This window comes from Solwaraspora sp. WMMB335, from assembly GCF_049179075.1.
GTDB lineage: Bacteria > Actinomycetota > Actinomycetes > Mycobacteriales > Micromonosporaceae > Micromonospora_E.
Genome location: NZ_JBMHMF010000001.1, coordinates 481797 through 502876, shown reverse-complemented (window position 1 = coordinate 502876; position 21080 = coordinate 481797). Strand labels below are relative to the sequence as shown.

The window sequence follows — 21080 nt, the reverse complement described above, 5'->3', positions numbered from 1 at the left end:
CGTCATCCGGATTGTGGGCAGTAGACTGCCGCTGTGGTGACCGAGGCGGACAGCGGCGCCGGCCAGGGCACATCGCGCCACCACGGCGAGTTGCCGAAGGCCCAGTTCGCGTTTGCGGGGCCGCTGCGGGACCGACTGGTCGAGGCGATCCTCACCGGCGCGAAGACCGCCACGTCCGGGCTGCTGCGCGAGTACCAGCACGAGGGCGAGCCGCTGCCGGTCGCGGGGGACCGGTCCGTGCTGGTGGACTCGGCCGATCAGCCGCGCGCGGTACTGGAGATCACCGAGGTACGGGTGGTTGCGCTGGCGGAGGTGGACCTCGCCCGTGCCGTCGACGAAGGCGAAGGCTTCCTCGACGACGCCACGTTCACCGTCGACGACGCGACGATGGTGGTGGCCGAACGGTTCCGGGTCGTCGAACGGATCTGGCGGGCCGACGAGGTGGCCGCTGCCTACGCCGCCGAGGTCCGGGCCGCGCTCGACGCGCTGCGGGCCGTGCCGCCGGTACTCTTCGCGCGACCGACCCGGTGCGCGCCGTGGACCGTCCGGGAGTTGCTGGCACACATCGTGATCGCGCTGTCTCGTACCGTCGAAATGCTCGACGGCCATGCGCCTGTCACCGGTGGTGGCGAGCCGGTGGAGGCGATTGGCTACTACGCACCCGACGCGCGGTTTCGTCCCGACGTGGACGGCGCGCGGGTTCTCCACGCACAGCGGTGGGCCGCGGCCCGGTCGGTCGGCGAGGCGATCGACGAACTGGCGCGGCAGGCGGCGACGGTGGCCGCCCGGGTCGCGGCGGAGCCGGCGGACCGGCTGGTCGTCACCCGGCACGGTGACCTGATGACGCTGACCGACTTCCAGGTCACCCGGGTCGTCGAACTCGCCGTCCACGGTGTCGACCTGGCCGACGGCCTTGGCGTCGCGTCGTGGCTGACCACTGCGGCGGCGGACCTGGTGGTCGCGCTGGCGGCCGGCACCACGCTGCTACCGCTGCGCACGGCACGCGAATGGGACCGGGCACATCTGGTACGGGCGGTCACCGGGCGTGCCGAGTTGAGTGACGCCGACCGAACGGCGTTGCGGCCGGGCGGAGTGCGCTCTCCGTTCTTCGGCGGTACGCACCGTCCCACTGCGGTGGGCGAAGAGTAGCGGGACCCACCTGCTCTCGGATCGTCTTGCCGCTGCCCGTAGGTTGACAGCGGCAAGGCCACAACGAGACCCTTTCGCGATTCTGACTTTTTGGTGCTGGAGGTTTGCCGTGGACTGGTCCCTCGGAAACGTACTGATCTTGCTGGTCGTGGTGGTGCTCGGGGCAGTCGCCGGCTGGCTCGTGATGAGCCGACGGTCCGGCGAAGCCCGGAGCGCCGACGGTCCGGCGAAGCCCGAGGCGACCGTCGCCGAGGAACTGCCGGATACGGCGACGCCGGATTCCCCGGGCATGGCCGTGCCGGATTCCGAAACCGCGCAGGCCGAGCCGGCCAGCTCGACCATCACCCAGGACGAGCCGGTCACTGCCGAGCCGGTCACTGCCGAGCCGCCCGTCGTCGAGCCGACGGTCGTCGAGCCGGTCACTGTCGAGCCGACGGTCGTCGAGCCCGTTGTCGAAGTCCCTGCCGTCGACGTCGAGCCAGCTGTAGTCGAGCCGTCCGTCGCTGAACCGGTGGCGGTAGAGCCGGTGGCACCCGCCGATCCGGGGCCGGCCGACGACTTCCGGCGTATCGAGGGGATCGGGCCCAAGATGGCGGCGGCGCTGCAGCTGGCCGGAATCCGTACGTACGAGCAGTTGGGCGCGACCGACGAAGCGGCCCTGCGTGCGGCGGTCCGGTCCGCCGGAGTGCGGGCCACCGCCAGTTTGCCGACGTGGCCGGCCAAGGCACGGGAGCTGGCGGCGACACGGTCCGAGAGCTGACGCCAGCGAACCGCGACGCCCCGGCTGCTGCTGGGTGGGCGGCCGGTGACCTAGGTCCCGGCGACCGGGGTCGTCCGGCGGCAGCGAGCGATCACCGTCCGGAGTGACGATGAGGTTGAGCACCGGCGACAGGGTGCCGTCGGTGCCGACCGAACGAGGTGATCCAGGATGACCCAGGCCGCCCAGGTGTCGACGAACCAGGTCGCGCCGACCGAGATCGAGGTGGCGATCGACGCTCTCGTCTCGGCCGCGTTGAAGGCACTCGACGACTACGCGGAGTTCGATCAGGAGCAGATCGACACCATCGTCGGCAAGGCGTCCGTGGCCTCTCTCGGCCGGCACACCGACCTGGCCCGGCTGGCGGTGCAGGAAACCGGCCGTGGTGTGTTCGAGGACAAGGCAGTCAAGAACATCTTCGCCTGCGAGCACGTCACGCACCGGATGGCCGGACTGAAAACGGTCGGCGTCGTCGGTCGCGACGACATCAGCGGGATCGTCGAGATAGCCGAGCCGGTCGGCGTGATCTGCGGTATCACCCCGGTGACCAACCCCACCTCGACGACCATCTTCAAGGCGTTGCTGGCGCTCAAGACCCGCAACCCGATCGTCTTCGCGTTCCACCCGGCCGCGCAGGCCTGCAGTGCCGAGGCGGCCCGGGTGGTGCGGGACGCCGCGGTCGCCGCCGGCGCCCCGGACAACTGCATTCAGTGGATCGAGCAGCCGTCCCTCGACGCGACCAGCGCACTCATGCGCCACGGCGGGGTGTCGCTGATCCTTGCGACCGGCGGCAACGGCATGGTGCGCGCGGCGTACTCGGCCGGCAAGCCGGCGCTGGGTGTCGGTGCCGGCAACGTTCCCGCCTACCTGGAACGCAGCGCGAAGCTGCCACGAGCGGTCAACGACCTCGTCCTGTCCAAGTCGTTCGACAACGGCATGGTCTGCGCCTCCGAGCAGGCCGTCATCATCGACGACGAGATCTACGAGCCGGCGATGGCCGAGTTCGCCGCGCTGGGTGCCCACCGGGCCACCCGACAGGACAAGCAGCAGTTGGAGGAACTGCTCTTCGGTGCCACCGCCGGCTCGGCCCAGTGCTCGCAGGCCACCCTCAACCCAAACGTGGTCGGGCGTTCGCCGGCCTGGATCGCCGCTCAGGCCGGGTTCAGCATCCCGGCGGACACCTCGATCATCCTGGTCGAGGTTGATCAGGTCGGTCCGGCCGAGCCGCTGACCAGGGAGAAGCTCTGCCCCGTGCTGGCGGTGCTGCGGGCCACCGATCACACCGCAGGCATCCGGTACGCCGAGCAGATGGTCGAGTTCCACGGTCTCGGACACAGCGCCGTCATCCACACCGAGGACGAGGCACTGGCCGAGGATTTCGGTCGGCGGGTCAAGGCGGTGCGGATCCTGTGGAACGCACCCGCGTCGCAGGGCGCCATCGGGGACATGTACAACGCCATCGCGCCGTCGCTGACGCTGGGCTGCGGCAGCTACGGCCGTAACTCGGTGTCCGACAACGTCACCGCGGTCAACCTGCTCAACATCAAGCGGGTCGCCCGGCGGACCAACAACCTGCAGTGGTTCAAGGTGCCGCCGAAGATCTACTTCGAACCGCACGCCATCCGGTACCTCGCCGACATGCCCGAGGTGCACCGGGTCACCGTGGTCACCGACGCGACGATGACCCGGCTCGGGTTCGTCGACCGGATCCTGACGGTGCTGCAGCGCCGGGCCGAGCGGGTCGCCCTGCAGATCATCGACACGGTGGAGCCGGAGCCGAGCATCCGTACGGTCGACGCGGGTGCCGAGCAGATGCGCCACTTCCGGCCGGACACCATCATCGCGCTCGGCGGTGGCTCGGTGATGGACGCCGCGAAGGTGATGTGGCTGCGCTACGAGCATCCCGGAGTGGTTTTCGCCGACATGCGGGAAAAGTTCTTCGACATCCGCAAGCGGGCGTTCACCTTCCCGACCCCGGGTGCGCTGGCGAAGCTGGTCTGCGTGCCGACCACCTCGGGCACCGGGGCCGAGGTGACCCCGTTCGCCGTGATCACCGACACGGTGACCGGCAAGAAGTACCCGCTGGCCGACTACGCGCTGACCCCGAACGTGGCGATCATCGACCCGGTGCTCGCCGCCGACCTGCCTGCCGTGGTCACCGCCGACAGCGGGTTCGACGCGCTCACCCACGCCACCGAGTCGTACGTGTCGGTCTATGCCAACGACTACACCGACGGGCTCGCCCTGCAGGCGATCCGGCTGATCTTCACCCACCTGGAACGGGCGGTGCGCGACGGCGCCGCCGATCCCGAGGCCCGGGAGAAGATGCACAACGCCGGCACGATCGCCGGTATGGCGTTCGGCAACGCGTTCCTCGGCATCGTGCACGCCATGTCGCACACGCTCGGCGCGACGTTCCACATCGCCCACGGGCGGACCAACGCGATCCTGATGCCGCACGTGATCCGCTACAACGGTGCGCGGCCGGGAAAGCTGTCCGGCTGGCCGAAGTACGAGAACTACCGGGCACCGGAGCGGTTCCAGGACATCGCCCGGATGCTCGGCCTGCCGGCGGCCACCCCGGCCGAGGGCGTCGAGTCGTTCGCGGCGGCGGTGGAACGACTGCGTGACGCGGTCGGTATCGAGGCGTCGTTCCAGGCGATCGGCGTGGACGAGGCGTCGTTCCTGGCCAGCCTGCCGCAGCAGGCGATGAACGCCTACGAGGACCAGTGCGCCCCGGCGAATCCGCGGATGCCGATGCTCGACGACATGCAGCAGCTGATGCGGACCGCGTACTACGGCACCAGCGGCGGTCGCTGATCCGACGGCCCGGGGTCGCAGATGGCCACTGGATGCGCCGGCTATTGGTCCTCGGGCAGGGAGACGCAGTTGGCGCAGCCCGGAGTCGGCAACTGCGTGTCCTGCTCCGAGTCGAACACGGCCGGACGATCGACCAGCGGATGATCGACCGGGATGGGCTGGGCGATCGTCGCGCCGGCCGGCCCGCCGATCAGTTCGACGCAGGCCAACCGGACGTCTTCCGAGCGCAGCAGGCAGACTCCCCGGCCGTGCGGAGGTAGCCCGTCGGGGAACAGGATTCGTACCGGCGATGCTCCCGCCGGTTGGTACGGCACCAGTTGACTCTGAAACACGAAACTCTGGCCCGCGTCGGCGCGGAACACCGCAACCCCGAACCGGTACTTGTCCTTGTACGGGCCACAGAGGACGGCCTCGCCAGGCAGCACCGTGCCGAGATCCGGGTCCGTGGTGAAACCGCCCAGACGGCCGGTGGCGCAGCCGGCAGAGGTCCACAGGTCCAGCACCGGCGGCTCGGAGGCGGGCGGTTGTCCGGCCGACGAGAGCGATGCCGTCGAAGTGCTCGCGGGTCTGGGGGCGGCGGACACGTCGGCGGCCATCAGCCAGCCCAGGACGGTTGCCACGAGTGTTGTCGAGGCTGCCGCCATAGCCGCCCGGCGCCTTGGGTGAATCATTCGGATTTCTCCTCGGGTATGGGAACGTCGGTGGTGCGGGTGGACGGAAGCGGAGTGACCGCTCCGCAGGCGCCGAGCAGGATCGCCAGTTGGAAGCGGTTTTCCACGCCGAGGCGGTCCATCAAGTTCCGCATCGTGTACGCGACGGTCCGCAGGCTCAGCTGCAGTTCCCGAGCCGCGGTGGCATCGGTGTGTCCGGCGGCCAGCAGCGCGACCAGCGCCTGCTCGCGCGGGGTGAGTGTGATCGCCGGTCTCCCTCCACGACCCGGGCGCGGTGCCTGCGCCCAGAGCCGGTCGAACAACGCGCACAGCTGCTGCACCGCGACCGGGTGCGCCGTCTCGAGATACCCCGCTTCGAAGTTGAGCGGGTCAACGGGAAACAGCGCGACCTGCCTGTCGTAGACCAGCAGTTTGATCGGAGGCAGCTCGATCTCCCGTTGTCGTTCGTCCGGCACGTTCAGATCGGCGAGGTGGTGCGGGGTGTGGTCGTCGCCGGTGACCGGCCGGTTCAACACCCGCACCCGGACCCTGCGGGCGATCTGGCTGCGATCCAAGGGAAGCGCGGCAGCCGAAGCGGCGGCCGTGATGACCTCGGTGTTGATGGTCATGTGCTCGTACCGTTCCGCGGCGACCAGCCGCCGGACCCGTTGCCTCGTGCTCGCCCGGCTACGCCACCAGCGGGACAACGGGCTGTGCAGGTCGGGCAGTTCGATCCCGTGCAGGGCGGCGAAGTGCCGACGCCAGAGTTCCTGCTCGCTGATCGGTCTGGCCCGGGGACGGTGCAGCCCGGCGAGTACCTGACTCACCGGCCGGTGCCGCCAGCCGTCGACGGCCGGCGCTGCCGCCGACAAAGTGGACAGCTCGTCGAGCGCGCTGCGTACCCGTTTGCGGGCCAGGCCGAGCTCGTGAGCCAACTGGGTGTCGGTGCGCGTACCCAGCATGGTCAGTGCCCGGTAGATCAGGTCCGCGTCAGCGGACACGCCCCACCGGGTCAGTTGTGGAATTGTGCCGGCAACCTCAGGCATACCTCGCTCCCGTCGCCCCCGTTCGTCGCCAGCCACAGCTCACCATGCCGTCGCGGTGTGGGAAAGACCGTCGCGTCAGCGGTTGCACAATCATGCAGCCGTGCGGTGAGAATCTTGCCCTTCGCTGTGTTCTGGGCGATGGTGGCTCGGCGCCATCGCCAGGCCGTTGCTTGCTGGCTGCACGGGGAGCCGGCAAGCAACGCCCGCCACACGCGTCACCGTGCCGCCGGAACCGGCTGGACGACCACCACGTTGGATCGTTCGCAGGTGTTGAGGCAGTCGACGACCCGGACCCGAGCGCCGGACGCCCGCAGGGCACGCAACTGACCGTCGTGGTCGACGTCGGGGTGCTTGCGGCTGGTGCCGCAGCAGCAGCCACGGCAGACGGTGACGAGGCAGCCGGCGGTCATCGGGCCGGTCACCCTGTCATGCCGGCGCGACGGCTGGCCGGACGGCGGCGCGGACCGGGGTGAGCAGCAGCCCGAGAACCACTCCGAGGACCGTCCACAGCACGGCGAGTTGTCCCAGCGACGCCAGCCGGAACTCCCACAGCAGGGACGCGGGTACGTCGGCCGGCACCGCGACCCCGGTCGCCGGCCAGAAGGCCAGTAACAGGGCGTAGCCGGCGACGGCCGTCGCCGCGGCCGACCACGCCGGATTCACACCGGCTTCCCGAGCACCGTGGCGCTGATCAGGGTACCGCTGAGCTGGAAGTCAAGACAATGGCGAGCGTCGTGGTCACGCTGGCGACCAGCGCGACGTTGACGAGCCGACCCGCGGTAGGCGAGCATGACCGGCACACGAGCGGTGCGCGGAGGAACCCGGTGCGAATCCGGGGCGGTCCCGCCACTGTGACCGGGGAGCCACGTCCCAACGCGACACCGCGCCACCGCCGAGATCCGGCGGGAAGGCCGGGGTGTGACGACGATCCGGCAGCCAGGAGACTCCGGCCGCTCGGTTGGTCCACCGGCACGCGGGCGCGGACACCCGCGGGAGGGATACGACATGACCAGCCGCCGGGTCACCCGATGACGCCGTACCCGTTCTCCGCCGTGGTCGGCCTCGCTGACCTGCGGCAGGCGCTGCTGCTCGGCGCGGTGCACCCCGGAATCGGCGGGGTGCTGATCCGGGGCGAGAAGGGGACCGCCAAGTCCACCGTCGTCCGGGCGCTCGCCGCCCTGCTGCCCGAGGTCGGCCGGGTGGTCGGGTGCCGGTTCGGCTGCGACCCGACCGTGCCGGATCCGGGCTGCCCGGACGGGCCGCACACCGCGCCGGTCGCCGGCCGGCGCGGTCCGGCAGCCCTGGTCGAGCTACCGGTCGGGGCCACCGAGGACAGGGTGGTCGGCACCATCGACATCCAGCGGATGCTGGGCGCCGGCACCAAGGCGTACGAGCCGGGCCTGCTCGCCGCCGCCCACCGCGGCCTGCTCTACGTCGACGAGGTCAACCTGCTACCCGATCACCTCGTCGACCTGCTGCTGGACGCCGCCGCGATGGGCCGGGCGCACGTCGAACGCGACGGGCTGTCGGTCAGCCACGCCGCCCGGTTCCTGCTGGTCGGCACCATGAATCCGGAGGAAGGCGAGCCGCGCCCGCAGTTGCTGGACCGCTTCGGCCTGGTGGTCTCGGTGACCGCACCGGTCGAGGTCGGTGACCGGGCCGAGGTGGTACGCCGCCGGCTCGCCTACGAGACCGATCCGGCCGGGTTCGCTGGCGCCTGGTACGACGCCGATCAGCGGCTCGCCGAGCAGGTCCGCGCCGCCCGACAGGCACTGCCCGGGGTGGCCCTGCCCGACCATGAGATCGACCGGATCGCACGGATCTGCCTGGCGTACCGGGTGGACGGACTGCGCGCCGACATCGTGATGGCCCGCGCCGCGGTGGCTCTCGCCGCGTGGCGTGGGCTTTCCACGGTGACGGTCGCCGAGGTACGCGACGCGGCCCGGCTGGCGCTGCCACACCGTCGCCGCCGGGATCCGCTCGATCCGCCCGGCGCCGACCAGGATCGTCTCGACGAGGTGCTGGAGGCCGAATGCGGCGGCCCCGGCCCTGGCGACGGCGACGGCGGTTCCGGCCCTGGCCCTGGCCCTGGCAACCGTCCACCACCGGGCGCACCACCACCGGGCGCACTGCCACCGGATGGTCCTTCCGGTGCGGGCGAACCCGGCCCCGCCGAGCCACTCGGTGGCCAGCCCGGCCCGGGCGAACCGTCCGGTGGCCAGCCCGGTCCCGATCAGCCTGGCGCAGGCGAGCCGACCGGGCCACCAGCTGCGGCTGGTCCGGCGTACCGGATCCGGACCCTGCGGCTGCCCGGCCTGGGTGGCCCGGGCACACCCGGGCGTCGCTCCGCCGCTCACGCGAACCGGGGACGCCTCGTCGGGGCCGCACCACCGAGCGGACGGGTCACCTCGGTGCACCTGCCGGCCACCCTGCGGGCGACCGCCGCCCGGGGTGCCCGCCGGATCGCACCCGGCGACCTGCGGGTGGCCCGCTACGTCGGGCAGGAATCAAACCTGGTTCTGTTCGTCGTCGACGCGTCCGGCTCGATGGCCGCCCGGCAACGGATGACCGTGGTCAAGACGGCGGTGCTGTCGCTGCTGCGCGACGCGTACCACCGGCGGGACCGGATCGGTATGATCACCTTCCGGGGCAGCGGCGCCGACCTGGTGCTGCCGCCGACCAGCAGTCACGAAGTGGCGGTCGCCCGGTTGGCGCAGCTGCGCACCGGTGGGCGTACCCCGCTGGCCGCCGGTCTGCGCCTGGCCGCCGCCACCGTCGCCACCGAACGACGCCGCGATCCCCGCCGCCGGCCGCTGCTGCTGCTGGTCACCGACGGGCGGGCGACTGCCGGACCGGATCCGCTGACCGTGGTCCCGCTACTGGACGGCGTGGCCGTGGTGGTACTCGACTGTGAGGCCGGCCCGGTCCGCCTCGGACTGGCCCGCCGGCTCGCCACCGCCTACGGCGCCGAGTGGCTGCCCCTGGCGGCCCTGTCGCAGCTGCCCGCAGCGGTCGAGCAGGGGAGGGCCGCCTGATGCCACAGGGCAGACCGGAGTACGTCCCGGACGACGGCCTGACCACCCGGGCGCGCCGGCGCCAACCGGTGCTCGCCGTGCACACCGGCACCGGCAAGGGCAAGTCCACCGCCGCCTTCGGCATGGCGTTGCGCGCCTGGGCCGCCGGCTGGCCGATCGTGGTCTTCCAGTTCGTCAAATCCCCGAAGTGGAAGGTCGGCGAGGAGACCGCGCTGCGCGCCCTCGGCGCGGGCGGGCAGGGCGCCCCGGTCACCTGGCACAAGATGGGCGAGGGCTGGTCCTGGATCCAGCGGCCCGGCACCGAGCGTGACCACGCCGCCGAGGCTGCCGAGGGCTGGGCGCAGATCCGTCGTGACCTGGTTGCGCAGGCGTACCGCTTCTACGTGCTCGACGAGTTCACCTACCCGATCAAGTGGGGCTGGGTGGACCTGGCCGAGGTGGTGTCGGTGCTGCGGGACCGGCCCGGCAACCAGCACGTGGTGATCACCGGCCGGGACGCACCGGCCGAACTCGTCGCCTTGGCCGACCTGGTCACCGAGATGACCAAGGTCAAACATCCGATGGACGCCGGGCGCAAGGGCCAGCAGGGCATCGAGTGGTAGCCGTACCCCGGGTGGTGATCGCCGCCCCCGGATCCGGGCACGGCAAGACCACCGTCGCGACCGGGCTGCTGGCCGCGTACGCCGCCCGGGGCCTGACGGTGGCCGGATTCAAGGTCGGTCCGGACTACATCGACCCCGGCTACCACACGCTCGCCGCCGGTCGACCCGGCCGCAACCTGGACCCGGTGCTGGTCGGCGAGGACCTGATCGGCCCGCTGTTCGCCCACGGCGTGACCGGGGCCGCGCTCGCCGTCGTCGAAGGCGTGATGGGCCTGTACGACGGGCGGGTCGGTGCCGGTGACCTCGGCTCCACCGCGCAGGTCGCCGCGTTGCTGGACGCGCCGGTGCTGCTGGTGGTGGACGCCTCGGGGCAGGCCCGGTCGATCGCCGCGCTGGTGCACGGGTTCCGCTCGTTCGGCCGGGTCCGCATCGCCGGGGTGATTCTCAACCGGGTCGGTTCGGACCGGCACGCCGAGGTGCTGCGTGACGGCTGCGACGAGGTCGGCGTACCGGTGCTCGGGGTGCTGCGCCGGCACCCGGCGGTCGCCGCGCCGGCCCGCCACCTCGGCCTGGTCCCGGTGGTGGAGCGGGCAGCCGAGGCGACCGCGTCGGTGGTGGCGCTGGCGGAGCTGGTCCGCGACGGGATCGACCTGGACACGGTCGCCGCGCTCGCCCGCACTGCCCCGGACCTGCCGGTCGAGCCGTGGTCGCCGCAGCGGGCGGTCGCGGTTGCGGGCCGGACGCCGGGCGAACGGCCGGTGGTCGCGGTGGCCGGTGGGCCGGCGTTCAGCTTCGGCTACCCGGAGACCGCCGAACTGCTCGCCGCCGCCGGGGCCGAGGTCCGCACCGTCGATCCGCTGCGCGACGAGCGGCTGCCCGAGCGGACCCGCGCGTTGGTCGTCGGTGGCGGGTTCCCCGAGGTGTACGCAGCCGAGCTGGCCGCCAACGCCGCGCTGCGTGCCGAGGTGGCGGCCCTGGCCCGGTCCGGCGCCGTGGTGGCGGCCGAATGCGCCGGGCTGCTCTGGCTGTGCCGGACCCTGGACGGCGCGCCGATGTGCGGGGTGCTGCCGGCCGACGCCCGGATGACGCCCTGGCTGAGGCTCGGCTACCGCGACGCGGTGGCGCTGACCGGCAGCGTGCTGGCGCCGGAGGGAGCCCGGCTGACCGGCCACGAGTTCCACCGCACCGAGGTGACGCCGCGCGCGGGGGACACGGGTGTGGGTAGCACGGTTACGGAAGGCGCGGGCGCGGCGGCGCCTACCGGGCCGACCGGCCCGGCCTGGGGCTGGCGGGGCGCCGCACCCGAAGGGTTCGTCACCGGCCGGGTGCACGCCTCGTACCTGCACCTGCACTGGGCGGCCCGGCCGCAGATCGCGGCCGGACTGGTGGCGGCGGCCAACCCTCAACGCCCGGCCGCTGGGTAGCCGCGAGGCCGGCGCGGAGTAGGTCGACCGCCTCTACCCGATCAGCCCGGATTCCGGTGGTAGCGGGCCGCAACCGGCTCCCGCCCTCGCGCGTGCGGCGTACCGACGCCCGACGCCCGACGAGCGCGGGCAGGCGGACCAGCACCCGATGGGGCAGGATAGCGGCATGTGCCGAAGCATCAGGACGCTGCGCGAGCCGTACGTCTCCGACGTCACCGACGCGGACATCGAAGCCGCCGCCCTACAGTACGTCCGCAAGATATCCGGGTTCCGCCAGCCGGCGACGCACAACGCCGAAGCGTTCGAGGCAGCGGTGGCCGTCGTGGCTGCTGCCAGCCGTGACCTGCTCGATCGCCTCGTGGTCCGGGGCCCGGTCGCCCACGCCGGCGAGTGATCGGCGCGAGCGCCGCGACGGCCGGCGGACTCACCGTCCGCCGGCCGACGTCGTTCGCCGATGGTCAGTAGATGGTCACGTCGTACTCGTCGACCGCCTCACGGACCGGCTGGTAGAAGGTGGTGCCGCCGGTCCGGCAGTTGCCGCTGCCGCCGGAGGTGAGGCCGAGCGCGGTGGACCCGGAGTAGAGCGGCCCGCCGGAGTCACCCGGCTCGGCACACACGTCGGTCCGGATCAGGCCCCGGACGACCCCGCTGCCCAGGTAGCGGACCCGGGCGTTGAGCGCGGTCACTGTGCCGCTGTGGGTGCCGGTCGTCGAGCCGGTACGGGTCACCGACTGCCCGACGGAGGCGTCGCCGACGGTGAAGCCGCCCGGGTGGCTCTGGGCCGGGTTGGCGTAGCGGACCAGCGCGTAGTCGTCACCGGGGAAGCTGTAGTCGACGGTCGGGCCGATCAGGCTGGTCTGGGCGGAGTTGCTGTACCAGGTGCTGATCACCTCGCCGCAGTGCCCGGCGGTGAGGAAGTAGTAGGTGCTGCCGCTGACGGCGTTGAAGCCGAGCGAGCAGCGGCCGCCGCTGCCGTAGATGGGGTCGCCGGACGACACCAGCCTGGTGAAGACACCGGAGGTGCGCTCGAACGTGATCGCGCCAGCCATCCCGCGTGCGGTCAACTTGATCTTCGCGATCTCGGCCCGGGAGACGCTGTCGTCCGCGGTCACGACGACCCGGCCGGTCCTGTCGTCGACGTGCCAGGCGATACCCGCGACGCCCGAGCGCTCCACCGCGTCGCTCACCGCGATGAGTTGGGTGGTGGTGTAGACCTGGGGGGACGCCGCTCCTGCGGTGGGCAGGGCGAGTACACCGGCGGTGACCGCGGCGACGGCTACGGTGAACAGTCGGGCAGCTCGGCCTGTGGTGCGTCTGATCCTCACTGTCTCTCCTCAATCGGGGACCCCGACGTCGAGGCCCTTGAGTGCTGCCAGGCACGCGATGGGACGCGCAACGCCCTGCGTCCGGCGAGTTACTGAGAAGTATCTGCATTTCTCAATGCCGGATCAAGGGTTTAGCATAATAGAATTATCTCAACAAGAACCTTGTTGAAAAATGAATCAATCAGTTCATGGGCGGACTGCTTATCTGCCGACACGGCGCAGCGGCGCGGCATCCGTCCCGGTGGTGCCCCCGGGTGCGGCCGGCCATACATGGTGGGGGTGACCGGCGATTGGGGAGTGCGCACCCCGGGGGAGTCCCGGTTATCCGGGCCGGGTGACGACACCTGGCCTGCGGAGGACGTCTTTGTACGGGCGCACCGTGACCAGCGTTCCGTCGAAGATCGGGTTGTCGCTCAACTCGTGGCCGATGACCATGATCCATTCACTGCCGCAGCGACACCAGGTCGCCGGGGCGCACCAGAGGCTCTGCCGGCGGCGTCGGGGCGGGTTCAGTCATGGATCGCCACCACGGACGGCCAACGACCGGAGTATCGGAGCACGGCGTACACCCGTCGGTCCCCGTGCCGCGACGGGGCGTGCCGGGCCAGTATCTGTCCGGCCTCCCGCATCTCGTCCGGGTCCGGCGCGTCCGACAGGTCGGCGGCTGGCGCGGTCGCCGTGATCCGGAATGGCGGGTCGTTGTCGGCATCGGTCGCATCCGGTGTCCGTCTGGACAGGGGTGGCCGGTTGGGCGTCCGGTCGACTCCAGACTGGGGTGGCGTACCGATCGATGTGTGCCGGGCGAGGCGGGGTGTGCTGCCTATACCGTCATTCCTGAGCACGTTGGACCCCCTTGGGAAAGCGGCGCTGGCAATTCCGTCTTCCACCCCGGACTGTCGGTATCAGGAAGCGGAAGATGGTCGTCGACCCGGTGTGACCTGGTGGCAACGAACAAGTTGTCGGAGTGGGCGCGGGTAGTGATCGACGCCGAAGCGTGGCGCCGCGTGTTGAATTGGGAGACGTGAAGGTCTATGGGCGGAAGCGGTTATCTGGTAAGAGAGCTTCGGCGACTGCGGGAGGCAGCAGCGCTCAGCCAGGAAGCGTGCTTCCTGACTATCTACGCGCTGTGGATAAGGCGTTCGATACGGCGCTCGCCGAGTTCTATCGAGAGTTTGTCGTAGGTGAACAGGTGCCCGTGTGGCTCCATCCGTTCGTGGTGCCTGGGCTGCTCCAGACCGAGGTGTACGCCCGAGAGGTGCTTGCCGTCTTCGAGGACGACCCTGGCGCGGACCTGAATGGTCTGGTTGCCGCCAGGATCGCCCGACAGTCGATTCTGTCCCGGAAGAGCCCGTGCCGGCTCGTCGCGGTGGTCGATGAGATGGTGTTTCATCGCGAGGTCGGTAGCCGGGCGGTGATGCGTGAGCAGATCGGGGCGCTGACCGCAGCGGCTGAGCGACCGAGCGTGCAGATCCATGTGATCCCTCTCGGGACTGGACTCTACCCAGGGCTGCACGGCGGGCTGGTGCTTGCAACCGTTGACGGGCGTACCGTGGGGTTTCTGGACGGCTATCTGCGTGGCCGCATCGTCGAGGCCCCGGACGACACTGCGAGGCTTGAGGACGCGTGGGAGCTGACCCGGGACACGGCTTGCCGCACCGGCAGAGCTTGGAGTTGATTGCGAGGATGGAAGAGAAATGGACATGACCGGCGCTCGCTGGCGCAAGAGCAGCTACAGCGATACAAACGGATGTATCGAGGTCGCCGGTAACCTGCACGGGCGCGTCCTCGTCCGCGATACCAAGGATCGCGGCGGCGCAACCCTCAGCTTCGAGCCGGCCGTGTGGTCCTCGTTCGTCGATCTGGCGAAGCGGCGCAGCTGACAGTACTCAGACTCTCCCGCCGCCGGCAGGCGCCGTCGATTTGTGTCGCTGTGCTGCGAACGAGCCGATCGACTCCAGCGCGACGCGGGCATGGCGCCAGCGGTCCCGAGTGGCAGGAGTACGGGCGGGTCCAGATCCCGGCGTTCTCTGTGTAGTCCAGCACCGTCATGGCGATGGCCGGCAGCAGCAGCGGCCAGGTCTGGGCTGTGTAGTGACGCGCCAGCAGAGCGGTTGCGACGAGCAGGGCCGCGCCGGCGGCGGCGGGGTAGGCCAGGTCGGCCAGCTGCAGGTGCAGGTAGGTGGTCCGGCCGGCGGGGCCGCAGGCGGCGAGCATCGTGTGGGCGTCGGTAGCAGTCCAACTCGTGCGTACGTCCAGCGGGGCCAGGCCGCCGCAGGCGCGTGTGACCCGGACGAGTAGACCGGGCCACGGTCCGAAGATCGTCGCGGCCAGGGGCAACCAGACGAGGAGAACCACCACCAGGTGGCGGGGACGCACCCGGGTACGGATCAGCGTTGACACCATGACGACGACCCACACTTCACGATACTGCTGTACGGTAGTTTCTATGGAACGTAACAGCAGCAATAGAGGGGTGTCCACCCTTCTGTTCGACGTCTGGCTGGTCAGCCACCTTGCCGGCCGTCTGCTCGACGAGGCGCTCCGTCCGACGGGCCTGACCAGCGATGAGTTCGGTCTGTACTCGCTGATCCACACCTACGGGCCAGGCACACCCACACAGATTTCACGATGGACCGGCATGGCCCCCACCACCGTCTCGGGTATGGTTCGACGGATCACCACCCGTGGACACGGCACGCTGCTGCCTAACCCCGACGATGCCCGGTCGCGGCTGCTGCGCCTCAGCGACGACGGTCTACAGGTCACGGTCGCCGCTGCCGGTGTCCTTGCTGCGACCCTGCCCCGCCTGCAGCGGGCCATCGACCGACCCGAGGCCGTCCGCGCCGGCCTGAGTGACCTCGACGCCGCCCTTCGCCGGGTTCTCGACGCCGCCCCCCGCCCCTACACCGTCCCACCGACAGGGCCGTCCGATCGGCAACCCGTCGTCTCCTATGCGGGTGCCCACCTCACCGAGGCCCAGACCACCGAGGTCCGCACCTTCATCGATTGGATTCGCGCTCGAGACAGTGAAGCCACCAGGACGCGACCCGCCGCCAATCCCTGATGTGGGCCGGGCATCCGACCCGACACACCGAACGCCGGTAGCTCGCACGGGGGACCCGGCTGTCGGGAACCGGTGCGAGCTACCGGCCGATGAATATCGGTCCTTGCCTGTCCTGCCGGCCGGCCCAGGTACGGCGTCAGGACACGTCGATCGTTCCGGCGAGGTCGTACCAGCCGGACCAGCCGCCGGACGGACTCCAGACCTTCTGGTGCAGGCGTCTGTCGACACCGATGACGAACACGTGGACCTGGTCGTCCAGCATGAACGTCTTGGCCGAGCCGGCGATCTGACCGCCGAGGTCGTGCCACCCCGACCAACTGCCGGCGGCGCTACGAACCTTCTGGTGGATGTGCCGGTCGACGCCGGTGACGAACACGTTGACCTGACTGCCCTGGGCCAGCGGGATCGGCTCACCGGTGACCTGGCCGTCGAGACCGTTCCAGCCGGACCAGCCGCCGGACGGATTCCACGTCTTCTGGAAGACCCGCCGGTCGGCTCCGGTGACGAACGCCTGGATCTGACCCTGTGCCGCGATCACCCACGGGACGCTGGCGATCTGGCCGGCATGGTCGATCCAGCCGGACCAGCCGTCGGTGCGGTTCCACACCAGTTGGTGCATGCGGGCGTCGACGCCGGTGACGAACACGTGGATCTGGTCGCCGTACGCCAGGGGGTTCGGCTCACCGATGATCCCGCCACCGAGGTCGTACCAGCCGGACCAGGTGCCGGACCCGCTTCGCACCTTCTGGTGCAGGCGGCGGTCGGTGCCGGTTACGAAGACGTGGATCTCGTTGCCGTAGACCAGCGGGCTCGGTTCTCCGATGATCTGACCGTCCAGGCTGTTCCAGCCGGACCACCCGGCGGTCGGGCTCCACGTCTTCTGGTGCACGCGCCGGTCCGTGCCGGTGGCGAACGCGAAGATCTGGTCGCCGAGTACCACCACCTCGGGCTGGCCGTTGAGCCCGCCGGCGTGATCGATCCATCCGGTCCAGCCGGTGGTGGGATTCCACACCTTTTGGTACAGACGCTTGTCCGCGCCGGTGACGAACACGTGAATCTGGTTGCCGTACTGGACGATGGCCGGTGCCGCCGCCGAGGTCGTTCCGGGCGGCGCGACGTAGCCGGAGACAGGCAGGCGACTGGCGCCCGAGGTCGCCGTGCGCGGGTCGATGGTTCGCCTGACCACCTTGTCGGTGACGTTCCCGTCGATCGTGACGATCGTCCCGTTGTTGTTGACCGAGTCCACGAGCGACACGTGGCCACCGGTCACGTTGGCCGGTTCACCGTAGATGACGAGGTCGCCGGGCACCGGGGTGCCAACCCCGCCGGCCGGCCGGCGTTTGAACAGTCCGTTGTCGACGCCCCACCGGCCGAGGTTGCGCGCCACGTAGATGTCGCGCGGCACGCCGGACATCCCCGCCTGTTCCCACACCCAGGTCACGAACATCGCGCACCAGTCCGCACATGGGCCGTACTTCTGGCACTCTCTCGCGTCCTCGGCGGTGCCCACCTCGGCGTTGGCGATGGCCGTGATCGTGTCGCGGGTCGGCCCGGCGCCCGCGTGCGGGGCGCCGCCGGCCACGTCGTACACCAGGCCGGTGGTGAACGTCGCGGTCATCAGGACCGCCAGCGCCAGCAGCGCCGAGACCACGCGTCGCGGGGCCCGTCCCGGTGGTCGTCGTGTTCTCATACTTCCTCCATCCGGTGGAGTGGCCTACCGGCAGCCACGGGCAGTGGACTGCCGGGAAACAAGGTGTCTGGAGTCGAACAACGCGATGGGACTACAGATCCCAACCCCGAACCCAGTCGATCTCCGTGACGGCACTGTGTCCGGGAGCGTCGCCCTGGTTGTCGTTCTGGAAGGTCAGGTGACCGGCGGGCATCCGGCAGAGATCCTCGTTGGCAGCGCAGTCGAACTCGTACCAGAGGACTCCGTCGACCCATCCGGCCATCCTGGTCGACGACCATTCGAACGCGATATTGTGCCATTGCGACGTGCCACCGGCGGCGCAATTGTACGGTAACTGTTCCTGTCGCTGCGGAGTGTGACCAGGATAGTGCAGGAAGCCGGTGTAGCAGGCTGCGCCGGCACGGTGCTCCCGCCAGTCGTATTCACCATTGTCCGGCCAGTTGCCGGGGTCGGGCCAGATGATGAAGAGGCTCATCCATCCCGAGCCGCTGGACCTGACCCTCGCTTCCCAGCGCCCGTGGGTCTGCACCTTCTGGTGAGCCATGCCGCAGGTGTCGAGATTCGGCTCGGAGACCAGCTTGAGTGTCCCGCCGGAGACCTGACAGTTCTCCGGTTTCCGGTTGCCGTGCTCGTGGCCGGGTGAGTGGTAGAGCCCCCAGTTCGCGCTCGGCGCCGTACCGTCGAAGTCGTCGCTCCAGGCCGGTGATCCCCAGTTCTGGGTGGCCTGCGCGGTGTCGCCCGACGGCGGTGGCGCGGGGGTGGTGTCCTCTTCCCAGACGCGAACGTACTCCACCTGCATCTCCGAACCGGTCCAGCCGGGATCGGGAACGGTTTCGGCGGCGCCCTCGACGCCCCAGGGAAATCCAACGGTCAGGTTCAGGACGAGGTAGTGCTCCCGATCGAACGGCGCCGGAGGCGGGCCGCTGGAGCTGGTCCAGTCCGTGAACTCGTGACACAGGACGCCGTCGTAGTACATGCGGATCGAGTTCTCTTTCCACTCCATCGCATAGGTGTGCATCTCGGTGTTGAAGTTCTGCACGTCGCAGGTGGTCGGTGGGTCGATGTTGCCGACGTCGTGCAGGTTCGGTGCGACATCGGTCCACGACGAGGAGTCGTCGTAGTCGTATGCCTCGACGATGTCTATCTCGGACCACACGCCGTCCTGCGCGGCGGACTGAGACCAGGTCCAGAACGCCGGCCAGGCCCCCTGCAGATCCGGAGTCCTCATCCGGACCTCGTACCGACCCTCACGCTGGCTGAACGTGTTGTTCGTCCAGACCATCCCGGAATCGAACTGGCGAGGAGATTCACTTCCCGGGCAGACCTCAGGGGTGGCGTCCGGGACGGCGCTGAGCACCAGGTTTCCGCCGCTGACACTGACCCGCGCGGGGTCGAAACACGTGTACCCGAGGCCGAAGGCTTCCTCGGTGGCGTTGGAGTCCACCGCCGACCACTTCGTGGTGTCGAGAGACGTGCCCTCGAACTCGTCGTGGAAGGTGAGGTGCCAGCCGTCGAGCGGTGGCGGGACCGTTCCGCCGCCGGGGGTCGCCGTGACGGTCACCGCCGGGAGGTTTCCGGTGGCGGTCCCGGGGGTCAGGGTGAAGATGTACCGCGTGCCCGCGATGAGGGAGTTGAAGGTGTGGCTGCGGTCCGCCGCCGCCTTGTCGGTGCTCCAGGCGCCGGTTCCGAAGTCGTCGACGCCGTCGCGGCCGACGGTCCATCCGGTGACGTCGGTCCGGGTGGTCTCCCAGTCGACCTTCACCCGGTCCCCGTCAAGGACGGTCGCGTTGATGGCGAACTCGGGCGGCGGTGCGGTGGCGGACGTCGGCCGGTAGTCGCAGGCGGTGATGATCCACGACGTGGACGTGTCTGTCGTCACCAGTTCGGCGAGGACGTTCGCGCGAGCCGCGTCGGCCGGCGCGGTGAAGTCTCCCGCGGCCCGCGTCCAGGTCTCGGTGGCGCTGTTGACGACCGGCACCGCCGCGCCGTGATGCTGACCGAGGTAGGCGCCGGTCGCGCTGTACCAGTCGACCAGCATCCGGACCGACGCGTCGTCGCCGGCGACGTGGTCGACCCAGCTGTCGACGGCGAACGTCCACGTCTCACCGGGGCGCACGTCCTTCTGCGGGAGGTACGCGGCCGGCGACGCGCCCGTGTTGTCGAACCAGGCTCCCGCACCGGCGACGGCGTGTCGGGCGACGGCGACCCGGGTCGGCGCCGCACCGCCGGCATGCCTGCCCCAACCGTCGAGGTCGCGGCCGACGACGGGATTGGCGCAGGTGCCGACAGCCGTACCGGTCGCCTGTGGTGGAGCCGCGGCGGTGCCGACCGGCCGGTAGTCGCAGGCCGTCGACCGCCAGGTCATGCCGGCCGGCGCCATCAGCTGCGCGGTCACGTTCGCCCGCGCCGCGTCGGCCGGGGCGGTGAAGTCACCGGACACCCGGGTCCACCGTTCAGTGGTGCTGCCGGTCACCGGCGTACCGGGCCCCTCGGTGTGGCCGAGGTACCTGCCCGACGACGAGTACCAGTCGACCTGCATGTGGACCATGACGTCGGTGGCCGGACCGCTCACCCAGGTGTCCATGGCGAACGTCCACTGCCCACCGGGCGTGACGTCCAGCTGCGGCAGGTACATCTGCGGGTCGACGCCGTTGCCGCTCGGCTGCACGTAGGCGAAGTCCGCGACCACATGCCCGGAGATCGCCGCGCGGCCCGGCGTCGCACCCGTACCGTGCCGGCCCCATCCGGTCAGGTCACGGTCCAGCACGGGGTTGGTGCAGGTGTTGACGACCGTGCCGGTCCGGACATCGGCGAGTTGCCGGATCGTCGCGAGGGTCTGGCCGCCGAGGGTCTGGCCGCCGAGGGTCTGGCCGCCGACCGTGGGGCCGCCTGCGGTGGCGCCGAGCACCAGCGCCACCGCGAGCGCGGTAGCCGCCCGCCAGCGCGGCGTACGCCTCAGCATTCCTAATGCAATCCGGGAGTGATCCATCCGGCAAACTCCTTTCGGGTGGAGGTGGGGCTAGGCTGAACGGGCCGGCAGCGGAGGAGGTCGCAGGAGATGTCCGAGCCGGAGGACCGCCCCCGTCGATCGGCCCTCGCGGATCGGCTCAACCACCTCTTCGCCGTCGTGATCCCGGCCGGCCGCACCCGGCCGTACAGCAATCCGGAGGTCGCCCGCGCGGTCAGTGCCAGCGGAGAGGTGCAGATTTCACCGCAGTACCTCTGGGCGCTGCGCAACGGCAGCCGGGACAATCCGACGCTCAAGCAGATCGAGGCGCTGGCTGCCTTCTTCGGCGTACCGCCTGCCTACTTCCTTTCCGACGACAAAGCCGCCGACATCGATGAGCAGCTGATGCTGCTGGCGGCGGTGCGGGATGCCGATGTCCGGGAGATCATGCGACGCAGCACCACGTTGTCCCGCCCTGACCGGCTGGCCGTCCTGCGCATCATGCAGCGTCTGACCGGAGACGCCACCGGGCGTCCGGAGACCCCCGCTTCCTGATCGTCGCCGGGGCGCC

19 protein-coding genes, 1 pseudogene and 1 riboswitch are annotated in these 21080 nt (G+C 70.4%); of the genes and pseudogenes, 12 read left to right on the top strand and 8 right to left on the bottom strand.

Features of this window, described 5'->3' with window-relative positions; all coding sequences use genetic code 11:
- Window positions 1–36 precede the first annotated feature (36 nt).
- The 4 genes and pseudogenes from ACN27F_RS02175 to adhE all read left to right on the top strand — a co-directional run.
- A pseudogene (locus tag ACN27F_RS02175) lies at window positions 37–417 on the top strand (ASCH domain-containing protein); the annotation flags it as partial.
- A complete protein-coding gene (locus ACN27F_RS02170) occupies window positions 391–1149 on the top strand; it encodes a maleylpyruvate isomerase family mycothiol-dependent enzyme (protein ID WP_421439911.1) in 759 nt (252 codons plus the stop codon). The pseudogene ACN27F_RS02175 and the gene ACN27F_RS02170, both read left to right, overlap by 27 nt.
- 109 nt (window positions 1150–1258) lie before the next feature.
- Window positions 1259–1909 (top strand): hypothetical protein, encoded by a 651-nt coding sequence (locus ACN27F_RS02165; RefSeq protein ID WP_421430867.1) that lies wholly within the window; start codon window positions 1259–1261, stop codon window positions 1907–1909.
- Window positions 1910–2077: 168 nt separating this feature from the next.
- Complete coding sequence (adhE, locus tag ACN27F_RS02160; protein WP_421430866.1) at window positions 2078–4726, top strand: bifunctional acetaldehyde-CoA/alcohol dehydrogenase; 2649 nt, start codon at window positions 2078–2080, stop codon at window positions 4724–4726.
- A 41-nt stretch (window positions 4727–4767) separates the two neighbouring features.
- Here the strand turns inward: adhE and ACN27F_RS02155 are convergent, their stop codons facing one another.
- From ACN27F_RS02155 to ACN27F_RS02140, 4 genes are all read right to left on the bottom strand, one after another.
- Window positions 4768–5346, bottom strand: a complete 579-nt coding sequence (locus ACN27F_RS02155) for a hypothetical protein (RefSeq protein ID WP_421430865.1) — start codon at window positions 5344–5346, stop codon at window positions 4768–4770.
- Between the two features lie 47 nt (window positions 5347–5393).
- Complete coding sequence (locus ACN27F_RS02150) at window positions 5394–6422, bottom strand: LuxR C-terminal-related transcriptional regulator (protein ID WP_421430864.1); 1029 nt, start codon at window positions 6420–6422, stop codon at window positions 5394–5396.
- Between the two features lie 215 nt (window positions 6423–6637).
- Complete coding sequence (locus ACN27F_RS02145) at window positions 6638–6832, bottom strand: hypothetical protein (protein ID WP_421430863.1); 195 nt, start codon at window positions 6830–6832, stop codon at window positions 6638–6640.
- A 16-nt stretch (window positions 6833–6848) separates the two neighbouring features.
- Complete coding sequence (locus tag ACN27F_RS02140) at window positions 6849–7085, bottom strand: CbtA family protein (protein WP_421430862.1); 237 nt, start codon at window positions 7083–7085, stop codon at window positions 6849–6851.
- A gap of 152 nt (window positions 7086–7237) precedes the next feature.
- Window positions 7238–7368, top strand: a riboswitch (cobalamin riboswitch).
- 82 nt (window positions 7369–7450) lie between these two features.
- On the opposite strand from ACN27F_RS02140, the gene ACN27F_RS02135 reads away from it, so the two are divergent.
- The 4 genes from ACN27F_RS02135 to ACN27F_RS02120 all read left to right on the top strand — a co-directional run bounded on the left by ACN27F_RS02135 (window position 7451) and on the right by ACN27F_RS02120 (window position 11877).
- Entirely contained in the window at window positions 7451–9457 is a 2007-nt protein-coding gene (locus ACN27F_RS02135) for a VWA domain-containing protein (RefSeq protein WP_421430861.1), read from the top strand.
- Window positions 9457–10059 (top strand): cob(I)yrinic acid a,c-diamide adenosyltransferase, encoded by a 603-nt coding sequence (gene cobO / locus ACN27F_RS02130; RefSeq protein WP_421430860.1) that lies wholly within the window; start codon window positions 9457–9459, stop codon window positions 10057–10059. The genes ACN27F_RS02135 and cobO overlap by 1 nt, the downstream gene beginning before the upstream one ends.
- The gene (locus ACN27F_RS02125) at window positions 10053–11483 is read left to right on the top strand and encodes a cobyrinate a,c-diamide synthase (RefSeq protein WP_421430859.1); all 1431 of its coding nucleotides are present in this window, start codon (window positions 10053–10055) and stop codon (window positions 11481–11483) included. The genes cobO and ACN27F_RS02125 overlap by 7 nt, the downstream gene beginning before the upstream one ends.
- Window positions 11484–11649: 166 nt before the next feature.
- Window positions 11650–11877: a DUF2277 family protein gene (locus tag ACN27F_RS02120; protein WP_421430858.1), complete on the top strand. Its 228-nt coding sequence runs from the start codon at window positions 11650–11652 to the stop codon at window positions 11875–11877.
- Window positions 11878–11941: 64 nt separating this feature from the next.
- On the opposite strand, the gene ACN27F_RS02115 is transcribed toward ACN27F_RS02120, so the two are convergent.
- Together ACN27F_RS02115 and ACN27F_RS02110 are read right to left on the bottom strand one after the other, a co-directional pair.
- A complete protein-coding gene (locus ACN27F_RS02115; protein ID WP_421430857.1) occupies window positions 11942–12808 on the bottom strand; it encodes a S1 family peptidase in 867 nt (288 codons plus the stop codon).
- Window positions 12809–13317: 509 nt separating this feature from the next.
- On the bottom strand, window positions 13318–13650 hold the full coding sequence (locus tag ACN27F_RS02110) for a hypothetical protein (protein ID WP_421430856.1): 333 nt from the start codon (window positions 13648–13650) through the stop codon (window positions 13318–13320).
- A gap of 284 nt (window positions 13651–13934) precedes the next feature.
- Between ACN27F_RS02110 and ACN27F_RS02105 the strand changes: the two genes are divergently transcribed.
- The 3 genes from ACN27F_RS02105 (at window position 13935) to ACN27F_RS02095 (ending at window position 15872) form a co-directional block, all read left to right on the top strand.
- Window positions 13935–14483: a DUF5753 domain-containing protein gene (locus ACN27F_RS02105; protein WP_421430855.1), complete on the top strand. Its 549-nt coding sequence runs from the start codon at window positions 13935–13937 to the stop codon at window positions 14481–14483.
- A 25-nt stretch (window positions 14484–14508) separates the two neighbouring features.
- Window positions 14509–14688 carry a DUF397 domain-containing protein gene (locus ACN27F_RS02100; protein WP_421439909.1) on the top strand — a complete coding sequence of 60 codons (180 nt, stop codon included), beginning with the start codon at window positions 14509–14511 and terminating at the stop codon, window positions 14686–14688.
- A gap of 566 nt (window positions 14689–15254) precedes the next feature.
- Window positions 15255–15872, top strand: coding sequence for a MarR family winged helix-turn-helix transcriptional regulator (locus ACN27F_RS02095; RefSeq protein WP_421430854.1), 618 nt, complete (start codon window positions 15255–15257; stop codon window positions 15870–15872).
- Window positions 15873–16008: 136 nt separating this feature from the next.
- On the opposite strand, the gene ACN27F_RS02090 is transcribed toward ACN27F_RS02095, so the two are convergent.
- Window positions 16009–17562, bottom strand: coding sequence for a CHAP domain-containing protein (locus tag ACN27F_RS02090; RefSeq protein ID WP_421430853.1), 1554 nt, complete (start codon window positions 17560–17562; stop codon window positions 16009–16011).
- Between the two features lie 91 nt (window positions 17563–17653).
- The gene (locus ACN27F_RS02085; protein ID WP_421430852.1) at window positions 17654–20524 is read right to left on the bottom strand and encodes a family 16 glycosylhydrolase; all 2871 of its coding nucleotides are present in this window, start codon (window positions 20522–20524) and stop codon (window positions 17654–17656) included.
- A 96-nt stretch (window positions 20525–20620) separates the two neighbouring features.
- Between ACN27F_RS02085 and ACN27F_RS02080 the strand changes: the two genes are divergently transcribed.
- A complete protein-coding gene (locus tag ACN27F_RS02080) occupies window positions 20621–21064 on the top strand; it encodes an XRE family transcriptional regulator (protein WP_421430851.1) in 444 nt (147 codons plus the stop codon).
- Window positions 21065–21080 lie beyond the last annotated feature (16 nt).